We start from the raw sequence: 17,854 nt of genomic DNA on the forward strand, positions 1-17,854 counted from the left end.
GCGAATGTCAACAAAAAAGGGTGGCGAAGCCACCCACACATGTTGATGAAGAGCCATTTTATTTTTCCTTTTTTTTTGATTCTTCGCTTCGCTCAGAATGACGCGAAACAATTAACTTGCGACAGTTAGGCGTTCCAATGAAACGCCTCGTTCAAACATATCCGCCATAATCTTTTGGCATTTTTTATAGACTTCAAAAATATGCATAGAGTTGGGAACGTCATTGTACACCTTCCAACAACCGATCCGCTTGTAATTTTTACCGCCATACACAATAAAATCACGAACGTCATCTAAAGGGTAACCAAGAAAAACGCCCACTTCGTGAGGGAAACAGGCAGACTTCGCCATTCGAACTTTAAAGAACTTCAGCAAAGATTCTACATCAAATTCTGCATAGCCAAAGCCCTTTAAAAAGGACTGCACTTCACCAATTTTGCTTAGTCTTTCCAATTCACAATCTCTATACACATAGATGTAATACCGGCCATTCTTTTCAGCCAGAACTCGAGCAAAAACACCTTTCACATTCAAGGCCTTGTTCCAGCGAGCAAGAATATTGCACAGCAATACACCATCTGCAATTTCTAAGCAGAATAGACTGCCCACTTTTACTCCAGCGAGTGTAGGGGCGCATTGCCGAACAAGACAGGAATCAAGCATTTTTGCCATAGTTAGCCTACTCTAAGTTTTAAAAAGATTCAAATATATCCCGCCCGCGGCATTTACCGGGGCGGGAAACCCTCCAGCTCAATGAGGTAACATAACTTTGAGCTGGCGGAGGTTTTATGGCATTTTCTTAAAAGGCGAAGACGGTTTCCACACCAAGCTGCAAGCTAATGTCGTCATTGTCGCCGTAGTCATCACCCAGGGGCTTATTCAGCATACCGAAGCCGGTAATTTCAAGACCTTCTACAGGGGCAAAGTAAAGACGGAGGCCTGCAGCAAAGGAACCCAAATCCTCATCGCTATCCAAGGTGTTGCTGTGGTATTCCAGCGGGATTCCCAAGGTAAGAGCGCCCACCAAATTCAGGCTGGGTTCCACATAGGCAAAGAAGTATTCCGGGATTTCTTCACCGTGATCGATGGGAGCATCTTCGTCAAAGAGAGCGTAGAATGCGGTTGCCTTGATGTTAAAGCCACCCACTTCAAAAGAGGGTTCCACCAGGAAGGCATGAGTTGCACCCGGTTCATCTTCACCAAGGGCATCCACATGGAGACCATACACGGCGTGGAATCCGAAGCCGCCAAATTTCAGGTTGGCATCCACACCAGCGTGGAGTTCATTGTGTTTCGGTTCCTGATAGGACTTGTAATCCACATAGGGGCGAACCGTGTGTTCGCCTAAGCCCAATTCATAGGCCAAGTGAGCGTTGTATGCAACGCCTACGCACGATTCTTCACCATCTTCTTCAAAGCATACTTGATTGTCGTTGCCGCCGCGACCAAAGCCAAGGCCAAAAACAAAGCCATTATAGTCAACTTCAACTCCTCGGATGTCGTGTTCGGCCATACCTGCAGCATTATCCGCAGGATCATCATAACCATAGTAGTTCTGGAAAGCGCCTTCAGAGAAAGTCAGGTCGCCAGCCTTGATTACGAAGTTTTCGCTCTTTGTATACTGAACGAAAGCGCCATTATAGATTGCCGCAGGGTCTGTTGTTTCGCCATCGGCTTCCAGCTGGACTTCTGCAGACCATTGATCATTGAACTTTACTGCAAAATTCAAATCAAAGGTGGAGGCGTAGCTATGGGTAACTTCGTCGTCATTGAATAGATCGCCGGTGTAGGCATCGAACTCGACTTCGCCAGAAATTGCGACTTCAGGGCCCTTGGATTCTGCAGCGGATTCAGCGGAAGCGGCTTCTTCTGCAAAAGTATTTGCTGCAAGGAGGGAGGCGGTCATTAAACCGAATGCAATATTGTATTTCATTGTTTTTCCTTTTTTCTTTTTGTTATAAACTTTAAAGGCTGTGCCGGGCATTGCCATCATCTAATGGATAATCGCCGCGCAGTTGTTTTTAGCTTAAGTAAACTTTATTAGACTAGACTAACCACGAGTTTGTAAATTAGGGCCGTTGGAGGAGACACGTTCCAACGGCCCCGATTTACGTTTTTTGTGTTTCTCGATTCACACTCATTTCCATCTTCGAACGCTACATTACAATTTCTAAAACTGGAACCTCGCGCCTCGAACCTGGAACCTCATCAGTCTTCGAATCTCTTCTGCTTGTTAGCCTTGATGCCGAAGAGTTTCAGGAAGATTCCAGTACCGATCAGAACAATGACTGCCGTGACAATCCAGCCGGTGCTACCGCCCACAGGAATCTGGTAGAGAAGTACGGCAATGGCCCAAGCAAGGATCGTCTGAACAGTCGCCATCAGCACGCCAAGTCCCAGACCGATTTCGCGGACCACCACGCCCATGGCCGCCAAGCAAGGCACATACAGCAGGATGAATACCAGGAAGGCAAACACCTGCCAGTTGAACCCGTCGTGACCGCCGTTATGGAAATAGGAACGGAGGTTTGCATAGATGTCGGCGGTTTCGCTGAGGTCGCCTTCTTCAAGAGCGCCCATAGCATCTTCATCAAGTTCAATACCGGCAGCGGCAAGCTTTGCAAAGACTTCTTCACGGGTCTTTTCGTCACCTTCTTCTTCGCCAAAGGTTTCGATAGCGGCATATTCTTCGCAGGTCAAAACCTTGGCTTCCTGGATCTTATCCAAGGTTTCCTTCTTCAGTTCTGCAGCGCTTTGGGCTTCAAGTTCGCCAGAGGTTCCCAGGATGTCCGTAAGAGAGCCAAAGACTTCGCTGAGGTTTGCAGGGATAGAAGAAACTGCTTCAATGAATGCAGCCTTGAGATCAGGAGCACCATCTTCCTCTTCTTCTGCAGGGCATTCGTCAACACCTGCGATGAGAGGCTTTTCTTCTTCGGCGGGAGGTTCTGCAACTGCGGCGGCTTCGGCAGGTTCCGCACTGGATTCTTCGCTTGCGCTCAGAATGACGCTAGGAGAGTCGCTCGGAATGACACGGGATGCGGTTTCGCCTTCATTCAGAATGACGTTGGAGTCAGCAGAAGCAGCAGTGCTGTCGGTAACAGCCACACTTTCTCCTTCTGGTGCCGGGGCGGTTTCAACAGCCGGGGCTTCCTCAGCGACAATTTCTGCGGCTTCAGAAGGTGCAGCGGGTTCAGCCTGAGGGCCTTCCACCGCTTCACTCTTCGGAGCCATGGAGTACAGAGAGTTCATGGTGCCGATGACAGCTTCCTTAGCCAAGAGTCCGGTAAAGAGGGAAACGGAGGCCGGCCAGTTATCTTCTTCGACACCAAAGGGTTCAAACACAGGGGTAATGGTCTTACCCACAGAAGAAAGCAAACTGTTTTCGGAATCTGCGTTACCGGCGGTAAACTTGCCATCCACATAGCCAAAGGCATTGAGGAAGCCGAGAATAGCCACTGCAATGGTAATTACCTTACCGGCGCGAAGCACATAGTCCTTCAACTTCAGCCAGGAGTGGATCAGGAGAGCCTTGATTTTCGGGAAATGGTAGTTGGGAAGTTCCATCACAAAGTTGCTGGATTGTCCCATAAAGAGAGACTTCTTCAGGAACAGACCATAAACGATAGCGAAAAGAATACCAACCAAATAGAGGGCAAACACAATGGTTCCAGCCTGCTTTCCGAAGAAGGCCGCAGCGAACAGAGCGTACACCGGCAAGCGGGCGCCACAGCTCATGAAAGGCACAAGGAATATGGTGAGGAAGCGCTCACGCTTACTTTCAAGAACGCGGGAACCCATAATGCCGGGAACGCCGCAACCGAAGCCCACCATCATAGGGACAAATGCACGACCAGGGAGGCCCAGGAATCTCATAAAGCGGTCTGCCACGAAGGCGGCGCGAGCCATGTAACCAGAGTCTTCCAAGAAGGTAAGGCAGAGGAACATGAAGAAGATCACCGGAATAAAGGTAGACACAGTCTGGATACCGGCGCCAACACCATCGGCAAGAACTGCAGAAATCCAGGCAGGAGCACCAATCACATCGCTAAGCAAATAGCCCAGGCCATCCACAAAAATGGCACCGAAAGAAATATCAAAGAAATCAATAAAGGCGCTACCGATGGTCACGGCCACCCAGAACACCAGGTACATGATCAGCAAGAAAATCGGCAAGGCGAGCCAACGATTCAAAAGGATGGAATCAAGCTTGTCGGAGAATGTCTTTTTGCTGCGATCACCAACAAGAACTTCGCCAGCAATTTCGTGAGCCAAGCTATAACGAGCATCGGCCAAAACGAATTCAGATTCTTCGCCCAGCTTTGCGGTGATGTCAGCCTTGTTCAGCGTTACTTTTGCTTCTGCAAACTTATCTGCGTAGCTCTTTTCGTTACCCAAGTACATAAGGGCAACCCAGCGGGATTCAGCATCCAAGAGCTTTGCCACCGGAGAAACGACCGGCTCCAATTCCTTAACGACACCTTCAACCTTTTCGCCATAAGTAAGAGCGGTAGGAATGGTGATGGCGCTAGAAATCACATGGGTCATCTGGCTAATGAAATTGGTAATGCTCTTTTCGCTTACAGCAGAAAGAGGTACTACCGGTACGCCAAAGCGCTTGGAAAGAGCTTCCAAATCAATGTTGAGGCCGCGAGCTTCAGCAATATCCATCATGTTCACAGCAATAACCATAGGCTGCTGCATATCCACAATCTGGGAAGTGAGGAACAAGTTGCGTTCAATATTGGTAGCGTCAACAATATTCACGATCAAGTTGGCTTCGCGAGTCAGGAGGAAGTCAACAGCGGCACGTTCATCTTCAGCATTGGCGAAGAGAGCGTAGGTACCCGGAAGGTCCACCACACGGATGTGGCGAGCGCCCAGGTCGAAGAAGCCTTCCTTCTTTTCTACAGTGACGCCAGGCCAGTTGCCTACGCTTTGGCGCGAGCCTGTCAAGGCATTAAATAAAGCAGTCTTACCGCAGTTCGGGTTACCTGCAATAGCGATTGTAAACGGTTTTGGTGACATGATATTCTCTTTTCTTTAGAATCCCGCGGATCGGGTATTAGATTCTCTTCAGGTTCAACACATTGCCTTCTTCCCTACGGAGGGAAAGGCGGTAGTTCAAGACACTCACTTCAATGGGATCCCCCAGAGGAGCAATCTGCATCACTTCCAAAGTGACGCCGCGGACAAGGCCCATGGAAAGGAGCTTGGACTTATAACGAGCATCGCCTTCGTTGTAGCCAACAATTTCCACCTTGTCGCCTTTCTTCAGTTCAGAGAATTTCGGCTCGACGTTCCACTTTTTTGTTTTTCCGTCGCAGCCACAGCCGCAATTACAGCTCATTTTTTGTTACCCTTTGCAACCTTCAACTTCTTTACAGTTGTGATTACAGTTTCCGAAGGCTTCATGAAGTCTTCAATTTTAGACAGAGTCTCTGCCGACAGGATATGTTCCATACAGCAAGCGTCCTTATCAGCAATAGCTTCAGAGACACCGAGACGAATTAAAAAACCTTTCAGGAGGATATGGCGATTCAGCACATCGTTGGCAGCCATGCGGCCAGCTTCAGTCAACTCAATGCCGCTATAGGGTTCCTGGGTGACCAAGCCAAGCTTCTTCAATTCCAGAATGGCCTTTGCCACGGAGGGCATTTTTACCTGCAGAGCAGCGGCGATATCTTTTACGCGAGCGATACCATGGGCAAGGCGCAGCATGTGCACCATTTCCAGGTAATCTTCCAAGCTCTGGCTGAGCTTAATGTGTTCGTTTTCCATTGTTACCTCTTTTTAGTTCGAACCTTGCTTAAATACGGCTTTATTTGCGCGCTAGCCATATTTAGACAAGCCTAATTGAATTAGGCAAGACTAAATTTAGTTAACCAAGGCTAATTAGTCAAGACTAAACTTGATAAAAAATTAACTTTAACTAACTTTCGTTAAAAATCAGACTTTTACACACCCTACGTCCCCCCAGTATCTAAAATGTGTTCGTATTATTTTATTACATTCACACAAACAAGCAGACGGTTTTTAGTTAAAGCCGCCTGGGCTTGGCGGTTTCTAGGATATGAACTTTTTGAACATTGCAAAACTTATGGTCATACTGGCAGCAGCCTCTTTTGCTAGCCAGACCACATCCATTTTCGTTAAGGACCCGGCCGAACTGGAAAACCTCCAGCAGAACCTGGAAAACCTTAAGACAGAGCTGGGCGAAAGCAACCCTCAAGTGGATGATTTGCTGAATCGAGCCAGTAAAATCGCAGAAATGAACAACCGTTGTTCCATGATTTCCATCAACGACGTTCTGGACGACGAATGTAGTCACTTCTACTCGGTGGACCTTCCCGAATTCGAAGATATGTATATGGAAGTGACCGGCGAGGTGCGCCTGAATTCCGTCAAAATGGGCAACACCCTGGCCGAGCGAACCGAGCAGATCCAGGTTTGCGCTTCTGCACTTGGCGGCATTCTCGTTCCCAGGGAGCGATTGCTAAAACTGGACGGCAAAGTGGACCTGGAACCCCTTGATCTTGCAGGGGCCTTTGACGCGACCTACGACTTCACCCTGTATTTTGACCCCAGCCGACTGAAGCAGCAGAAAACTCTAGTGGAACGCTGGATGGAAAAATGTGGCGACGTGGTGATTAGAAAGGCCGGCGATGAATTTGCCCCCTTGTTTGTCGATCGAGTCAATGCCGTTAACGACTCCCTTGAAAAAAATAACGTCAACATCAAGATTATCCTGAATTCCGAAAAGCTAGACATTTACCAGGATTTAAGCAAACCCGTTTCCGGAGCCTATTTCTTGAGCGGAGCCCAACTGTTTGATGTGGCAGCCCTTCCCTCCGGCATGGATTACGCTCACTTCGTGGTAAACCTTCGCGACCAGAAGGTGGAGCAGCCTCTGGGTACTCAAGCGAAATTGCAGAATTTTAGGGGACGTGTGGAATTTACAGCTGCCTATCAAGAAAAAGATTTGATGGGACGCTGGATATGGGGAAATCAAAAAGAAATTAAACGAGCAAAGGTCAAGGGCCAGATTGCCGCCAATGTAGTCACTGGCGACACATCCAAGCCCGCCCCCGTGGTAAAGAAGTTGGCTTCTCTTGATACCACGGCATTGATTGTTTCTGTAGCGGACACTGCAGATGTCAACGAGCAAGAAGATGAAGCCGCCAAGAACGCCGCCAAGAACGCCGCCAAAGACGCCGCACAGAACAACAGCGGTTCCAAGAAATCCTGGATTCCTACAGCCGTTGCAGGCGTGGTGATGATTGGAGGCGGAGTCATGGCCGCCGTATTCAACAACAAGGCCAAAAAAGAAAGCGAAAAGGAAGCGTCTACCCGATCTGAGTATGACGACCGTTGCGATAAGATCAAGAGCGCCCAGAACATGCGCGCCGTCGGTTTTGGCATAGCCGCCGCTGGCCTCGTAGGCGTAGGCGTAACGCTGCTTTTTTAGGACGGAGAAGAAAGATGAAGTTTTTTAGCGTAGCAAAGGACCTTGCCGTAGCCGCATCGCTTTTTGCGTTCGCGGCCTGCACCGACTATCTGGAAAATTTCCAGGACAAGTATAATGACGGCAACGACTTCGCAGAAGTGGTAAGCGGCGACGACACTGATTCTACAAGCAACAACGGTGATGTCAATTCCGCGGGCGGTAACGGCAGCGAAACCAGCAGCGCAATAGATAACGCAGCCGGTTCAAGTAGCAGCAACGCAAACAACGGTTCCAGCACTTCAAATGGAAACACCTCTTCCAGCAGCGAGCAGAAGACTGGCCTAAACGATGAAGGTTGTACGGGCACAGTCATTTACGACGCAAATAAAGACGTCAACAAAAACGTTTTTGGCAATCCGATAGAAGCGAACGACAGCGTCAGTTTCATAAAGGATGTCGGAGCAACCGCAAAAATCTACTATAGCACAAAACTTCACTCACTAATAACAGACATTGCCTCCTCGGACGACTCCTCATCAACAAGGAACATTACATCGTGGGAAGGCCTCTGCATTGAATACGCCACCGATGGTCCTGCAAACCTATACCTAGGCATTGAAAACAACTACAGACTACAAGTGCTACCAATAACTAACGGCGAAAAGAAATCATTCAAATTATCATGGGAAGACCCCAAGAATAGCAACAATATTATAAAAGGTAATTTTTCAACAAACAAGATAAAATTCCTCTCCTTCGAGAACGAAAAGTCAGACCCAACAAATATAACCGTCTCTAAAATCACAACACTCGCCAACGTCAGTTTGGAGGAAAACACCTCCACGGAGCAACACTGTACAGGTACGGCTATTTACGAAAATGGCAAATACAAATTGGGACAAGTTTTCGATGCAGATAATGTTGTTAACTTAAAAGATCTAACCATCAATAGTTCTAATAATCAAGTGTTCTTTTACCTTGATTCAGTTAAATCAGCCCTTTTGAATAAATACAGCATAATACACTGGGACGGTCTATGCGTAGAATACTCAGCGACAGCTGATTTAGCCGTTACTGTACGCGATGCCGAAAAACAACAAGACCAAAACAATCATCCTCAAGTATTGAAAATTTACGACACAACACAAGGATTACTACAGTCCAGACAATTTTATTGGAACGAATGGTCTGAATCCAACGGCTATTATAGGAATAACATCATAAATTCCTCAAGCGTGATTTCATTCAGTCTCGATGATCCCAATTCTACGGGATCAGTCAAAATCAACAAGATTACCACAATCGCCAACGTGCCCGAAGACAGCCTTTTGAAGCCAGCCACTTGCGGCGGCAAAGAAATTTATAATGCAAAAAAGAAATCAAACTCTTCCTTACAAGGATACCCATTACAGATCTCAAGTACAAATCATTCAGAAAATTCCACCAAGGACGGACTCGACCTATTTTTTTCTAACGATACGACCGAAAACTACATTACCATACCTGTAGCGGATGTTTTGAGCGAAAAGACAATCGATGCAAGAGAATGGAAAGGTCTCTGTATCGAATACACTTCGGAAGACTCCTTATCTTTACAAATTTCAAAGTTAATCTCCTCTGGGTGGGAAATGGAAAATTGGGAATCGGCCGCGATTCCCGAAAGGGAAACATCTCATCCACTTATGGTACCTTTTGAGAAATTTCAAAATTTCAAAACAGCGGGTTTCAATACGTTCTTAGAAGAAATAAACGAAATCGCCCTTGTATGGAAAAACGATCATAAGACTTCTTCCAAAGCAACCATTTACAAAATCACGACAATAAACCCCAACGTCACTATACCTAATCACTTTCAATAATTTCAACCCATACGAAAAGAGAACAAAATGAAAACTTTATTTACAAAGATGTTATTGATCGCAGGCCTCGCCGCCTCTGCAGCCCTCGCCCAGGAATCCCCCGCAAAGAAGGGTCATGATGCAGGCGTTGGCGTTCGTGTCGCTTTTGATTACGACATGATGTACGGTTTTGAAGAACCGGATGACGACTTCACTGACGACCCCACAGGCTTCGGTTTTGAAGCGGGTCTTACCGCACGCGTTGAAATGGTAAACAATCTGTACTTCGTTCCGGAAGTGGACTTCAATTACAGCAGCACAAACCACAGCGCAGGCCGAAATGAAAGAACCTACTCCAGCATGAATCTGGAAATCCCCCTGATGTTCCGCGGCGTTGTAGCAGAACGTTTCTACGTGAATGCAGGTGCCCAGCTGAATCTCCGTCTCGCCAGCAACGTAGATGCCCCCACATACCACACCGACCCGATTACCCACAAGGAAGTCAAGGAAGAAATGGATGACTTCGAACAGGGAGCTTTCAGCTTCGGCATTGTGGCCGGTGGAGGAGTTTTCGTAATGGACCAGGTTAGCATTGATTTGCGTTTCTACATGGGCATGTCCGAACTGTTCCCCGACGCCGATTACATCGGCGGTGGATTCAGCAACATGGATGAAATCAAGCACCCGTCTTCCATCGATATGGCTGGTGCAAAGATGATGAGCATCAAGCTCGGCGTTAACTTCTGGTTCATCTAATCCGTTGTTTTTTCAGCATGAAACTGCTAACCGATTTTTCGTATAGCGAATGCCTCCCCATCGTGTCTAACGACGCCATGAGGGCATTAGATAACGACACAAAGGTCTACAACACCCGAAACGATTTCGCATCGTCTGCCGATGCTTCCAGAATCAGTAACACCCCCATTGGAGCAGGTTACATCTTGATGAAGGAGGCCGCCCAAGCCCTCCGCGACACAGTGCTGGATTTTCTGAAAAAGAAAAAAATGCACAAGAGCGTTGCGGTCTTTATTGGCGGCGGCAACAATGGCGGCGACGGTCTTGTTCTTGCAAAGCTCTTGATTGAAGACGGCATTCCTTGCACGGTCTATTCTCTTGCAAAGCCCGATGCCTTCAAGGACGAAGCCCGCATGGCCTGCGATGATTTTATATCGGCAGGAGGCAGACTTCATTCCTGTGAGCAGCTCCCCCTAGCACCCCACTTTACCCTAATAGTCGACTGCATGCTGGGTAACGGGGCCTCCGGAGAATTACGTCCCGCCTTCGCACAAGCGGTAAACACCATCAACAGCTGGAAAATTCCCGTATTGGCTGCAGACGCCCCTACCGGTTATGATTCCCAGCAGCACATAATGTGCGACCCCTGCATCCGCGCTGCAGAAACATTGCAGTTTGGCCTCCCCCGTCTGGACGCCTACACCTCTGCAGGCGCCGCCGCTTTCGGAACCGCACTTTTGGCACAGCTCCCCTACCCCGACGAATTGATCCGCAGGGTAGACGCAGGCGTATTCCTGGCCAACGAAAGCATGATTCCCGACCTTCTGCCGGAACGCAACGAAATCGGCGACAAGCGCGCCCAGGGAACCGCCATGATTATCGCCGGTTCTTCCAATATGCCCGGCGCAGCAGCCCTTTGCACCGCATCGGCTCTTAGAAGTGGCGCAGGCCTTGTCACCTTGGCCACACCCAAGTCTAACTTGCGCACACTGCAGGCAAAGCTTAGCGAGCCCGTATTCTGCGGCCTTGGAGATGACAGTTGCGATTGTCTTTCTGTAATGCACCTGATGCACCTTCAGAGTGTCGCCTCTAGGCAGACGGCCATCGCCATCGGCCCTGGCATCGGAACCACCCAGGAAACCCAGGACGCCGTCCGTATGTTCCTGACAGGCTTAAGCACCCCGGTGGTCATTGACGCCGACGCCATTAACGCCTGCGGTTCCGCATACTTCTGCATGGAAGGCGGCCCCGCCAACGCCATCATTACGCCCCACAAGCGCGAATGGGAACGCAACTTCGGACCTCTGCCGACCAACGAAAGTTACTACCCGGAATACTTGCGTCATTTCGCCATGCAGTTCCAGCTGACTATCGTGCTGAAGGGTTCCCCCATTTACGTCGCCCTCCCGGACGGTCGCGTATATGTGATTCCCGCACGCAACTCCGGCTTGGCCAAGGGCGGTAGCGGCGACGTGCTTACAGGCGTGATCGTCTCTCTGCTTTCTCAGGGCATGCCCACTGGCGAAGCAGCCGTTCTCGGTGTGCTGATTCATCAAAAGGCAGGCCGCCTGACCCGCGAAGAACTGGGGCCATTCTCCATGCTCCCCAGCGACGTCATCAAGAACTTGTACAGAGCTTTCTGTTAGAACATTCTACTTTCGAACCATGGCCGAAAAAACTTTACTCTTGCTCGACTCCTACGCTCTCGCGTTCCGCATGTTCTATGCCTATTCCCAGAACCCGCTTAAAAACAGCGCTGGCGAAGATGTGTCCATGATGCATGGCTACTGGGGCGCCGTCCTTAGGATTCTTGCAAAGCACAAACCCACCCATTTCGCCATCGCCCGCGACGTGGCTCATACAAAAACGTTCCGCCACGAACTGTACCCGGATTACAAGGCCAATCGCGGCCCCATGCCCGAAGAAATGGCCGCCCAGATGCCCCTGCTTGGAGAATCTCTGGAGGCAAGCGGCATTCCCCTTTTGTCGGAACCGGGTTACGAAGCGGACGACGTGATGGCAAGTACCGCCGTGGCTGCCGCCGAGGCCGGTTTTGACCATGTGCTGATTATCAGTAAAGACAAGGACATGAGCCAGATCGTGAACGAAAAGATTCATTTGTTCCATCTGGAAAAAGGCGCTGACGGTATTGACTTCGGTCCGGAACAGGTTCTGGAAAAGTACGGCCTTCCGCCTGAAAAAATCCGCGACTATCTGGCCTTGATGGGAGACGCCAGCGATAACGTTCCCGGCGTTCCCAAGGTTGGCCCCAAGACCGCCATTACCCTGCTTGAAGAGTATGGCGACATGGATAATATTTACGCCAACATCGACAACATCAAGAAGAAAGGTCTGCACGACAATCTGGCCAACAACAAGGAACAGGCATTCCTGAGCCGCGAACTGGTAACGCTTCAGACCAAGCGAGCCTTTAACGGAAATTTGGATGCCCTGGAATATAACGGCATCTATGTAGACACCTTGGCCGACATGTTCAAGGAGCACGAAATCAACAGTCTGTTGAGATTGCTGGAAAAAGTTCCGAGCAAGACTGGTTTCGTGAAGCCGGCAGACGCCGACAATGCCGCAGGCGAAACTACTGGAGAAAACAAGGAAGTAATCCGCGTCGATTTCGATTTGCCCAAGGATATTCTCCCCACCTACATCTGCGTAGACTCCACTGAAATCTTTGAACAGATGAAGGCCGAGTTTGCAGCCGCCCCCCTGATTGGCGTAGACACGGAAACAGACGGCCTGGACCCCATGCAGTGCGGGTTGGTTGGATTATGCTTGTCTGCAGATGAAGCCAAGGGCTATTACATCCCCCTGAACCATCACGACGAAATCGGGTTCCCCCTGCCCGTGGCCAAGGGAGCCAACTTCGACATCAACGCCGTTAAGCAGTGGTTCGTTGAGATTTTTAGCCAGGATGAATCGGCAGAAGTTCAGCACACCTTTGTGTTCCACAATGCAAAATTCGACCTGCACGTTCTGGCCCGCGCCTTTGATTTGACATTACAGCAGATCGAGAAAGCAAACATTATAGACACTCTCATTGCCGCCTGGATGTTAAGCCCCGGCGAAAATGGACTGGGTCTGGATAACCAGGTGATGCAGCGACTGCAGCACGAGATGATTCCTATCGAGAATCTCATTGGCCGCGGCAAGAACCAAATTACCTTCGACCGCGCTCCCATTCCCCAGGCCACCGAATACGGCGCCGAAGATGCAGTTTACACCTTGCGCCTGTGGGCTCCGCTGCAAAAGCAGCTGCAGAAGTACGATTACGAAAAGTACTTCTACCAGCAAGAAATGCCCATGCTCAAGGTTCTGTACCAGATGGAAACCGTAGGCATCGCCGTTGACGTTCCTAGCCTTAAAACTCTGGAATACGAACTGCAACGCCGCATCGAAAATCTGGAAAAGGAAATCTGCGACATGGCTGGCTGCGAATTCAACATCGGCAGCCCCAAGCAGTTGGCAGAAGTCCTGTTCGACACCTTAGGCATGCGCCAGGTTAAAAAGCGCAGCACCGACGCCGCCGTACTGGAAGAACTTTTCTACGAAACCGCCAGTCCCTTTATTGCAGCCATTCTGGAATACCGCGAACTGAAGAAAATGCAGAGCACCTACATCAGCGTGCTGCCCACTCTGGTAAATCCAGAAACCAGGCGCATCCACACCAGCTTTGTGCAGTGGGGTACTGCAACAGGTCGCCTCAGCAGTCGCGATCCCAACTTGCAGAACATTCCCGTGCGTAGCGAACTGGGCAAAAAGATCCGTGCGGCCTTTGTTCCCCAGGATCCCGAGAACGTAATTCTTGCAGTGGACTACTCCCAGATTGAATTGCGCATGCTGGCTCATTTAAGCGGTGACGAAGCCCTGATTGATTCCTACCGCAACAACATCGACATTCACGCCCGTACCGCCGCCGCCATCTATGGCGTACCTCTGGAAAACGTCACTAGCGATATGCGCCGCGATGCCAAGGTGGTGAACTTCGGCGTGCTTTACGGTATGACCGCCTTCCGCCTGAGCCGCGATCTGAAAATTCCCATGGGTCAGGCCAAGGATTTTATTACCGGCTACTTCGACATGTTCCAGGGCGTTCAGATGTTCATCGAGAGCACCAAGGCCAACGCCCACCGCGACGGCTACGTTGAAACCCTTACCGGCCGCCGCCGCTACATCGCAGGCATCGACAGTTCCGACCGCATGGAATCCCAGATGGCAGAACGCATGGCCGTAAACACTCCCGTGCAGGGCAGCGCCGCCGACCTGATCAAGATTGCCATGATCCGCATCCAGAAGCGCATTAACGATGAAGCCTTGCCTCTGCGCATGATGCTGCAGGTCCACGACGAACTTGTTTTCGAATGTCCCCGCGACCGCGTCGACGAACTTTCCGCCATGGTCAAATCCGAAATGGAAAACGCCATGAAACTTCAAGTTCCCTTGGTAGCCAGCGTAGGCTTTGGCGAAAACTGGCTAATCGCACATTAAAATTTGCCCAGCACTAACCTTAAAAAAGAGGAATATATGGCCAACGAACCCCAAAAGAAAATGTCTAACAAGACCGCCATCGCATTGATTATCGGTCTGCTGGTTTTGTGCAACGCCATTGTTCTGCTGGCACGATAACATGTCCGCAAACATGAAGTTGCTCCCGGCAATTTTGACGGCTTTGTTTTTCGTCGCCTGCAGTGACGATTCTTCTGCAGACGTGGGCTCGATTCCCGAACCGTCTTCTTCAAGCGTTGAAGTTCCCGCCCCCGAAGCCTCCAGCGGGGCAGTCTCTGCCCCCGAATCCTCCAGCGACAATACGCCCGCCGAACCAGAATCCTCCGCAAACGAAATTCAGTGGAATCGCGCCAACTTGACCTGGTACGAATCCTACCCTGATGAAGGCAGCGAAGAGTGCATTGAATATAATGGTTGCGAATGGGCAGGTTGGTTTGCAGGTCTAGATGAACAACAGACCCCAGAATGGGTGGCCGAAAACAACATCATTGCCGTTCACGAAAAGGACTGGAATACATACAAGTTAAAGACATTCCGATTACGTAAAGGCGGTCACGAAATTGACGCCGTAGTGTACGATATGTGCTCTGACGCAGACTGCGACGGTTGCTGTACCAGGAATGCAGGCGCTCTCGGATTCCTCATCGATATCGAGGTCAACACGAAGGCCCGTTTCGGAGGGCAAGGTTCCGGCGTTGTGGAATGGACTTGCCTCGACTGCAATCCATAAGCATCATAGACTTATCCCGTTGAGTAAATTTCAACTTTTATAAAAAGGGTAGACGTTTTTTTTCGTACGTCCCACCCTTTATTTATATAGTTTGGTATTTGTTGTTAAAAAAAAGGGTTGATTATGAAAAAGAGTGTATTGGGAACAGCTCTTGTAGCTGCGTTTGGTTTTGCCCAGGCAGAACCGCTTCCTACCGCCACAGAAATTTTTGAAAAGATGGGTTTGGGAATCAACATCGGCAACACCATGGAAGTGCCGGTAAATCCCACCTGGTGGGGAAACAAGTTCCCTACAGAAGCTTATATCGACACAGTAAAAGCCGCCGGCTTCAACACCATCCGCATTCCTTGCGCCTGGTATAGCCATTCCAACGCCATGAGTCGCGACTCCAGCACAACAGATATTGTCCCCGGAGGTAGCGCCAATGAAATTGCTTCTAGCTGGATGGATTCCGTACAGACCGTTGTCGATTACTGCATGCGTGCAGGCCTCGTGACCATCTTGAACATCCATTGGGATAGCGGCTGGTTAGAAGAAAAACTGAACGACGCCGATAAAGAAAAGGTTAACGAACGTCAGAAAGATTTCTGGACACAGATCGCCACCCGCTTTAGGAATTATAACGAAAATCTGCTTTTTGCCAGCGCGAACGAGCCCGCTACGACCGACGGCAACTACCAACATGAAACAGAAATCCTGATGGATTACCATCAGACGTTCGTAAATGCAGTTCGTGCAACAGGTGGAAATAACGCAAGCCGTACCTTGATTATTCAAGGACCTTCCACTAGCATCGACCGTTCCGTAGAAGTCTACCCGGCAAACAAGATGCCTAAGGATGTAATCGATGGTCGACTTATGTTCGAAGTGCATTACTATGATCCGTCACCGTACACCATTGTAGGCGAGCCAGTAAACTGGGGCGCCATTGTGGAACCGCAATATTACTGGGGCGAAGAAAATTACGCCACCGGCGCAGACATCGTTCATAACTGCGGTTACAACCCCTGGGGTGGCGCTATGGGAACCCCCTGCAGCGCCGACGATGCCATGAAGGCCTTCAAGAAGATGAAGGAAAACTACGTGGACAAGGGAATCCCCGTAATTATCGGGGAATACGGCGCCAATGACCGCGTGAATATTCTTGAAGGTGATGACTATGCAAGGCACCGTAAGGGACGTATCGGCTGGTACACCGCCGTAGCCAAGGCCGCTTTAGAAAACAAGGTTGTTCCCATCGCCTGGGATACCGGCCACGAAGGCAAGAATAACATGACCATCATTCAGCGTCAATCAGTTGACGCAGCGGTCTTCGATGTCGAGATACTGAACGCCTTGCGAAAGGTCTACGGCATGGGAGATTACGTGAACACAGGCATCACCCACGTCGATGACTTCACCAGCGAGAATACAAACAAGATTCGCACGAAGCCCATTACCAACATCAAGGCACCTACAGGCGACAACCGTATTTTTGACATGAACGGAAACCTGGTTCGCGGCAAATTGCGTCCCGGCTCCTACATATCAAAACAGGGCGGTACAACCACCCGCTTTAACGTAAAATAGTCCGACAAGTTTTCTTTCCTCACCAAAAGAAGCTGGCGAATTGCCAGCTTCTTTTTTTGTTAGACGTTTTCTGTCGGCTTTAAACCGCCAAAATTTTCGCTCTGAAAGTCCAGTTTCCAAGATGCTTCTTGTTCAGGAGCAAATCCTCGTAGACGATTTCCCTAAAACGGTTCCGTGAATAGAATTTGGCATTGTTCTGGGAATTGGTAACCAGGTAAAGGTCGCCGCCACCATTTTTGGCAATGTAAGAGAAAATGCCTTCTTGCAGCATGCGGGATCCGTAGCCCATTCGCTGGCATTCAGGCGCCACGGCGAAATTGCTCAGGTGCCAGTGTGGTTCCTTGATGCTTTTGCAATGACGTTCCAGGCGGTCCATCATACTGGCATAACCCAGCAGGTTAAACATTCCTCCGGAAAATGCCGCCCGGAGCGCCCCGTTCTTCAGGTATTCCCCCAAAGTCATGGTCTTGTGCCAAGGAGCGTCCATGCAGGCACAACAGACGATACGATCGCCCTCGACGCCCACAAACAGCATTTTTCGCTTGAAATAGATGCTCACCGCCGTACGATGAATGGCCCAGGTAAACCTGCGGTAGCGTTTTTCGCACTTGGGGCGGTAAATATTGCTGAACTCGTAAGGCATAAAAGCCTCGGAGCACACCCTAATACATTCCTTTAGTTCTTCTTTTTTCGCTAAACGGAACTCCATATCCTAGCCCTTCCAATCCAGTTAAACCTAAAGTATGTTATTTATGGGCAGAAAAATAGTTCAAATTTCTTATTTTTCGCAAATTTCGCCATTTTTACATAGCGCGCCCCTGGTGTGACGTAGACCTCATCTTTTGATTTGGAACACATTTTATGGCTTACAGCCGACCGGAAAGGTAAATTTTCATATACATTTGTTGAAGATATTGCACCGCTTATTTTGACGCACATCAAAATAATGGTCCCAAACAGCCATCCCCTATTTAACTTTAGCCTTGGTTGTTTGGTTTTTGGTTGGTTAAACGGGAT

At 49.4% G+C, this 17,854-nt stretch carries 13 protein-coding genes; 7 read left to right on the plus strand and 6 right to left on the minus strand.

Going from position 1 to position 17,854, the window contains the following annotated elements; translation table 11 throughout:
- Positions 1-111 precede the first annotated feature (111 nt).
- The 5 genes from B7992_RS12330 to B7992_RS12350 all read right to left on the minus strand — a co-directional run bounded on the left by B7992_RS12330 (position 112) and on the right by B7992_RS12350 (position 5,778).
- On the minus strand, positions 112-672 hold the full coding sequence (locus B7992_RS12330) for a DUF3793 family protein (RefSeq protein ID WP_088666410.1): 561 nt from the start codon (positions 670-672) through the stop codon (positions 112-114).
- Positions 673-799: 127 nt separating this feature from the next.
- Positions 800-1,933, minus strand: coding sequence for a hypothetical protein (locus B7992_RS12335; RefSeq protein ID WP_176421943.1), 1,134 nt, complete (start codon positions 1,931-1,933; stop codon positions 800-802).
- Positions 1,934-2,208: 275 nt separating this feature from the next.
- A complete protein-coding gene (gene feoB, locus B7992_RS12340; RefSeq protein ID WP_088666411.1) occupies positions 2,209-5,025 on the minus strand; it encodes a ferrous iron transport protein B in 2,817 nt (938 codons plus the stop codon).
- Positions 5,026-5,062: 37 nt separating this feature from the next.
- Positions 5,063-5,347 carry a FeoA family protein gene (locus tag B7992_RS12345; protein WP_073283939.1) on the minus strand — a complete coding sequence of 95 codons (285 nt, stop codon included), beginning with the start codon at positions 5,345-5,347 and terminating at the stop codon, positions 5,063-5,065.
- Complete coding sequence (locus tag B7992_RS12350) at positions 5,344-5,778, minus strand: metal-dependent transcriptional regulator (RefSeq protein WP_073235490.1); 435 nt, start codon at positions 5,776-5,778, stop codon at positions 5,344-5,346. The genes B7992_RS12345 and B7992_RS12350 overlap by 4 nt, the downstream gene beginning before the upstream one ends.
- A 292-nt stretch (positions 5,779-6,070) precedes the next feature.
- On the opposite strand from B7992_RS12350, the gene B7992_RS12355 reads away from it, so the two are divergent.
- From B7992_RS12355 to B7992_RS12385, 7 genes are all read left to right on the plus strand, one after another.
- Entirely contained in the window at positions 6,071-7,465 is a 1,395-nt protein-coding gene (locus B7992_RS12355) for a hypothetical protein (RefSeq protein WP_073283942.1), read from the plus strand.
- A 14-nt stretch (positions 7,466-7,479) separates the two neighbouring features.
- Entirely contained in the window at positions 7,480-9,303 is a 1,824-nt protein-coding gene (locus B7992_RS12360) for a hypothetical protein (RefSeq protein ID WP_088666412.1), read from the plus strand.
- 27 nt (positions 9,304-9,330) lie between these two features.
- Positions 9,331-10,038 carry an outer membrane beta-barrel protein gene (locus tag B7992_RS12365; RefSeq protein WP_083538158.1) on the plus strand — a complete coding sequence of 236 codons (708 nt, stop codon included), beginning with the start codon at positions 9,331-9,333 and terminating at the stop codon, positions 10,036-10,038.
- 17 nt (positions 10,039-10,055) lie between these two features.
- A complete protein-coding gene (locus tag B7992_RS12370) occupies positions 10,056-11,663 on the plus strand; it encodes an NAD(P)H-hydrate dehydratase (RefSeq protein WP_088666413.1) in 1,608 nt (535 codons plus the stop codon).
- 19 nt (positions 11,664-11,682) lie between these two features.
- Positions 11,683-14,520: a DNA polymerase I gene (polA, locus tag B7992_RS12375; protein ID WP_088666414.1), complete on the plus strand. Its 2,838-nt coding sequence runs from the start codon at positions 11,683-11,685 to the stop codon at positions 14,518-14,520.
- Positions 14,521-14,659: 139 nt separating this feature from the next.
- Positions 14,660-15,268, plus strand: a complete 609-nt coding sequence (locus B7992_RS12380) for a hypothetical protein (RefSeq protein WP_176421944.1) — start codon at positions 14,660-14,662, stop codon at positions 15,266-15,268.
- A 123-nt stretch (positions 15,269-15,391) separates the two neighbouring features.
- Positions 15,392-16,837, plus strand: a complete 1,446-nt coding sequence (locus tag B7992_RS12385; RefSeq protein ID WP_254917703.1) for a glycoside hydrolase family 5 protein — start codon at positions 15,392-15,394, stop codon at positions 16,835-16,837.
- A 79-nt stretch (positions 16,838-16,916) separates the two neighbouring features.
- Here the strand turns inward: B7992_RS12385 and B7992_RS12390 are convergent, their stop codons facing one another.
- Positions 16,917-17,546, minus strand: coding sequence for an N-acetyltransferase (locus B7992_RS12390; protein WP_088666415.1), 630 nt, complete (start codon positions 17,544-17,546; stop codon positions 16,917-16,919).
- Positions 17,547-17,854: the final 308 nt, after the last annotated feature.

It is taken from the genome of Fibrobacter sp. UWH1 (assembly GCF_002210365.1).
Taxonomy (GTDB): Bacteria; Fibrobacterota; Fibrobacteria; order Fibrobacterales; family Fibrobacteraceae; genus Fibrobacter.

Bases quoted from the DNA above. Each gene is read 5' to 3' on its own strand.
- B7992_RS12330 (WP_088666410.1), bottom strand. From the start codon at position 672: ATGGCAAAAATGCTTGATTCCTGTCTTGTTCGGCAATGCGCCCCTACA.
- B7992_RS12335 (WP_176421943.1), bottom strand. From the start codon at position 1,933: ATGAAATACAATATTGCATTCGGTTTAATGACCGCCTCCCTCCTTGCA.
- feoB (WP_088666411.1), bottom strand. From the start codon at position 5,025: ATGTCACCAAAACCGTTTACAATCGCTATTGCAGGTAACCCGAACTGC.
- B7992_RS12345 (WP_073283939.1), bottom strand. From the start codon at position 5,347: ATGAGCTGTAATTGCGGCTGTGGCTGCGACGGAAAAACAAAAAAGTGG.
- B7992_RS12350 (WP_073235490.1), bottom strand. From the start codon at position 5,778: ATGGAAAACGAACACATTAAGCTCAGCCAGAGCTTGGAAGATTACCTG.
- B7992_RS12355 (WP_073283942.1), top strand. From the start codon at position 6,071: ATGAACTTTTTGAACATTGCAAAACTTATGGTCATACTGGCAGCAGCC.
- B7992_RS12360 (WP_088666412.1), top strand. From the start codon at position 7,480: ATGAAGTTTTTTAGCGTAGCAAAGGACCTTGCCGTAGCCGCATCGCTT.
- B7992_RS12365 (WP_083538158.1), top strand. From the start codon at position 9,331: ATGAAAACTTTATTTACAAAGATGTTATTGATCGCAGGCCTCGCCGCC.
- B7992_RS12370 (WP_088666413.1), top strand. From the start codon at position 10,056: ATGAAACTGCTAACCGATTTTTCGTATAGCGAATGCCTCCCCATCGTG.
- polA (WP_088666414.1), top strand. From the start codon at position 11,683: ATGGCCGAAAAAACTTTACTCTTGCTCGACTCCTACGCTCTCGCGTTC.
- B7992_RS12380 (WP_176421944.1), top strand. From the start codon at position 14,660: ATGTCCGCAAACATGAAGTTGCTCCCGGCAATTTTGACGGCTTTGTTT.
- B7992_RS12385 (WP_254917703.1), top strand. From the start codon at position 15,392: ATGAAAAAGAGTGTATTGGGAACAGCTCTTGTAGCTGCGTTTGGTTTT.
- B7992_RS12390 (WP_088666415.1), bottom strand. From the start codon at position 17,546: ATGGAGTTCCGTTTAGCGAAAAAAGAAGAACTAAAGGAATGTATTAGG.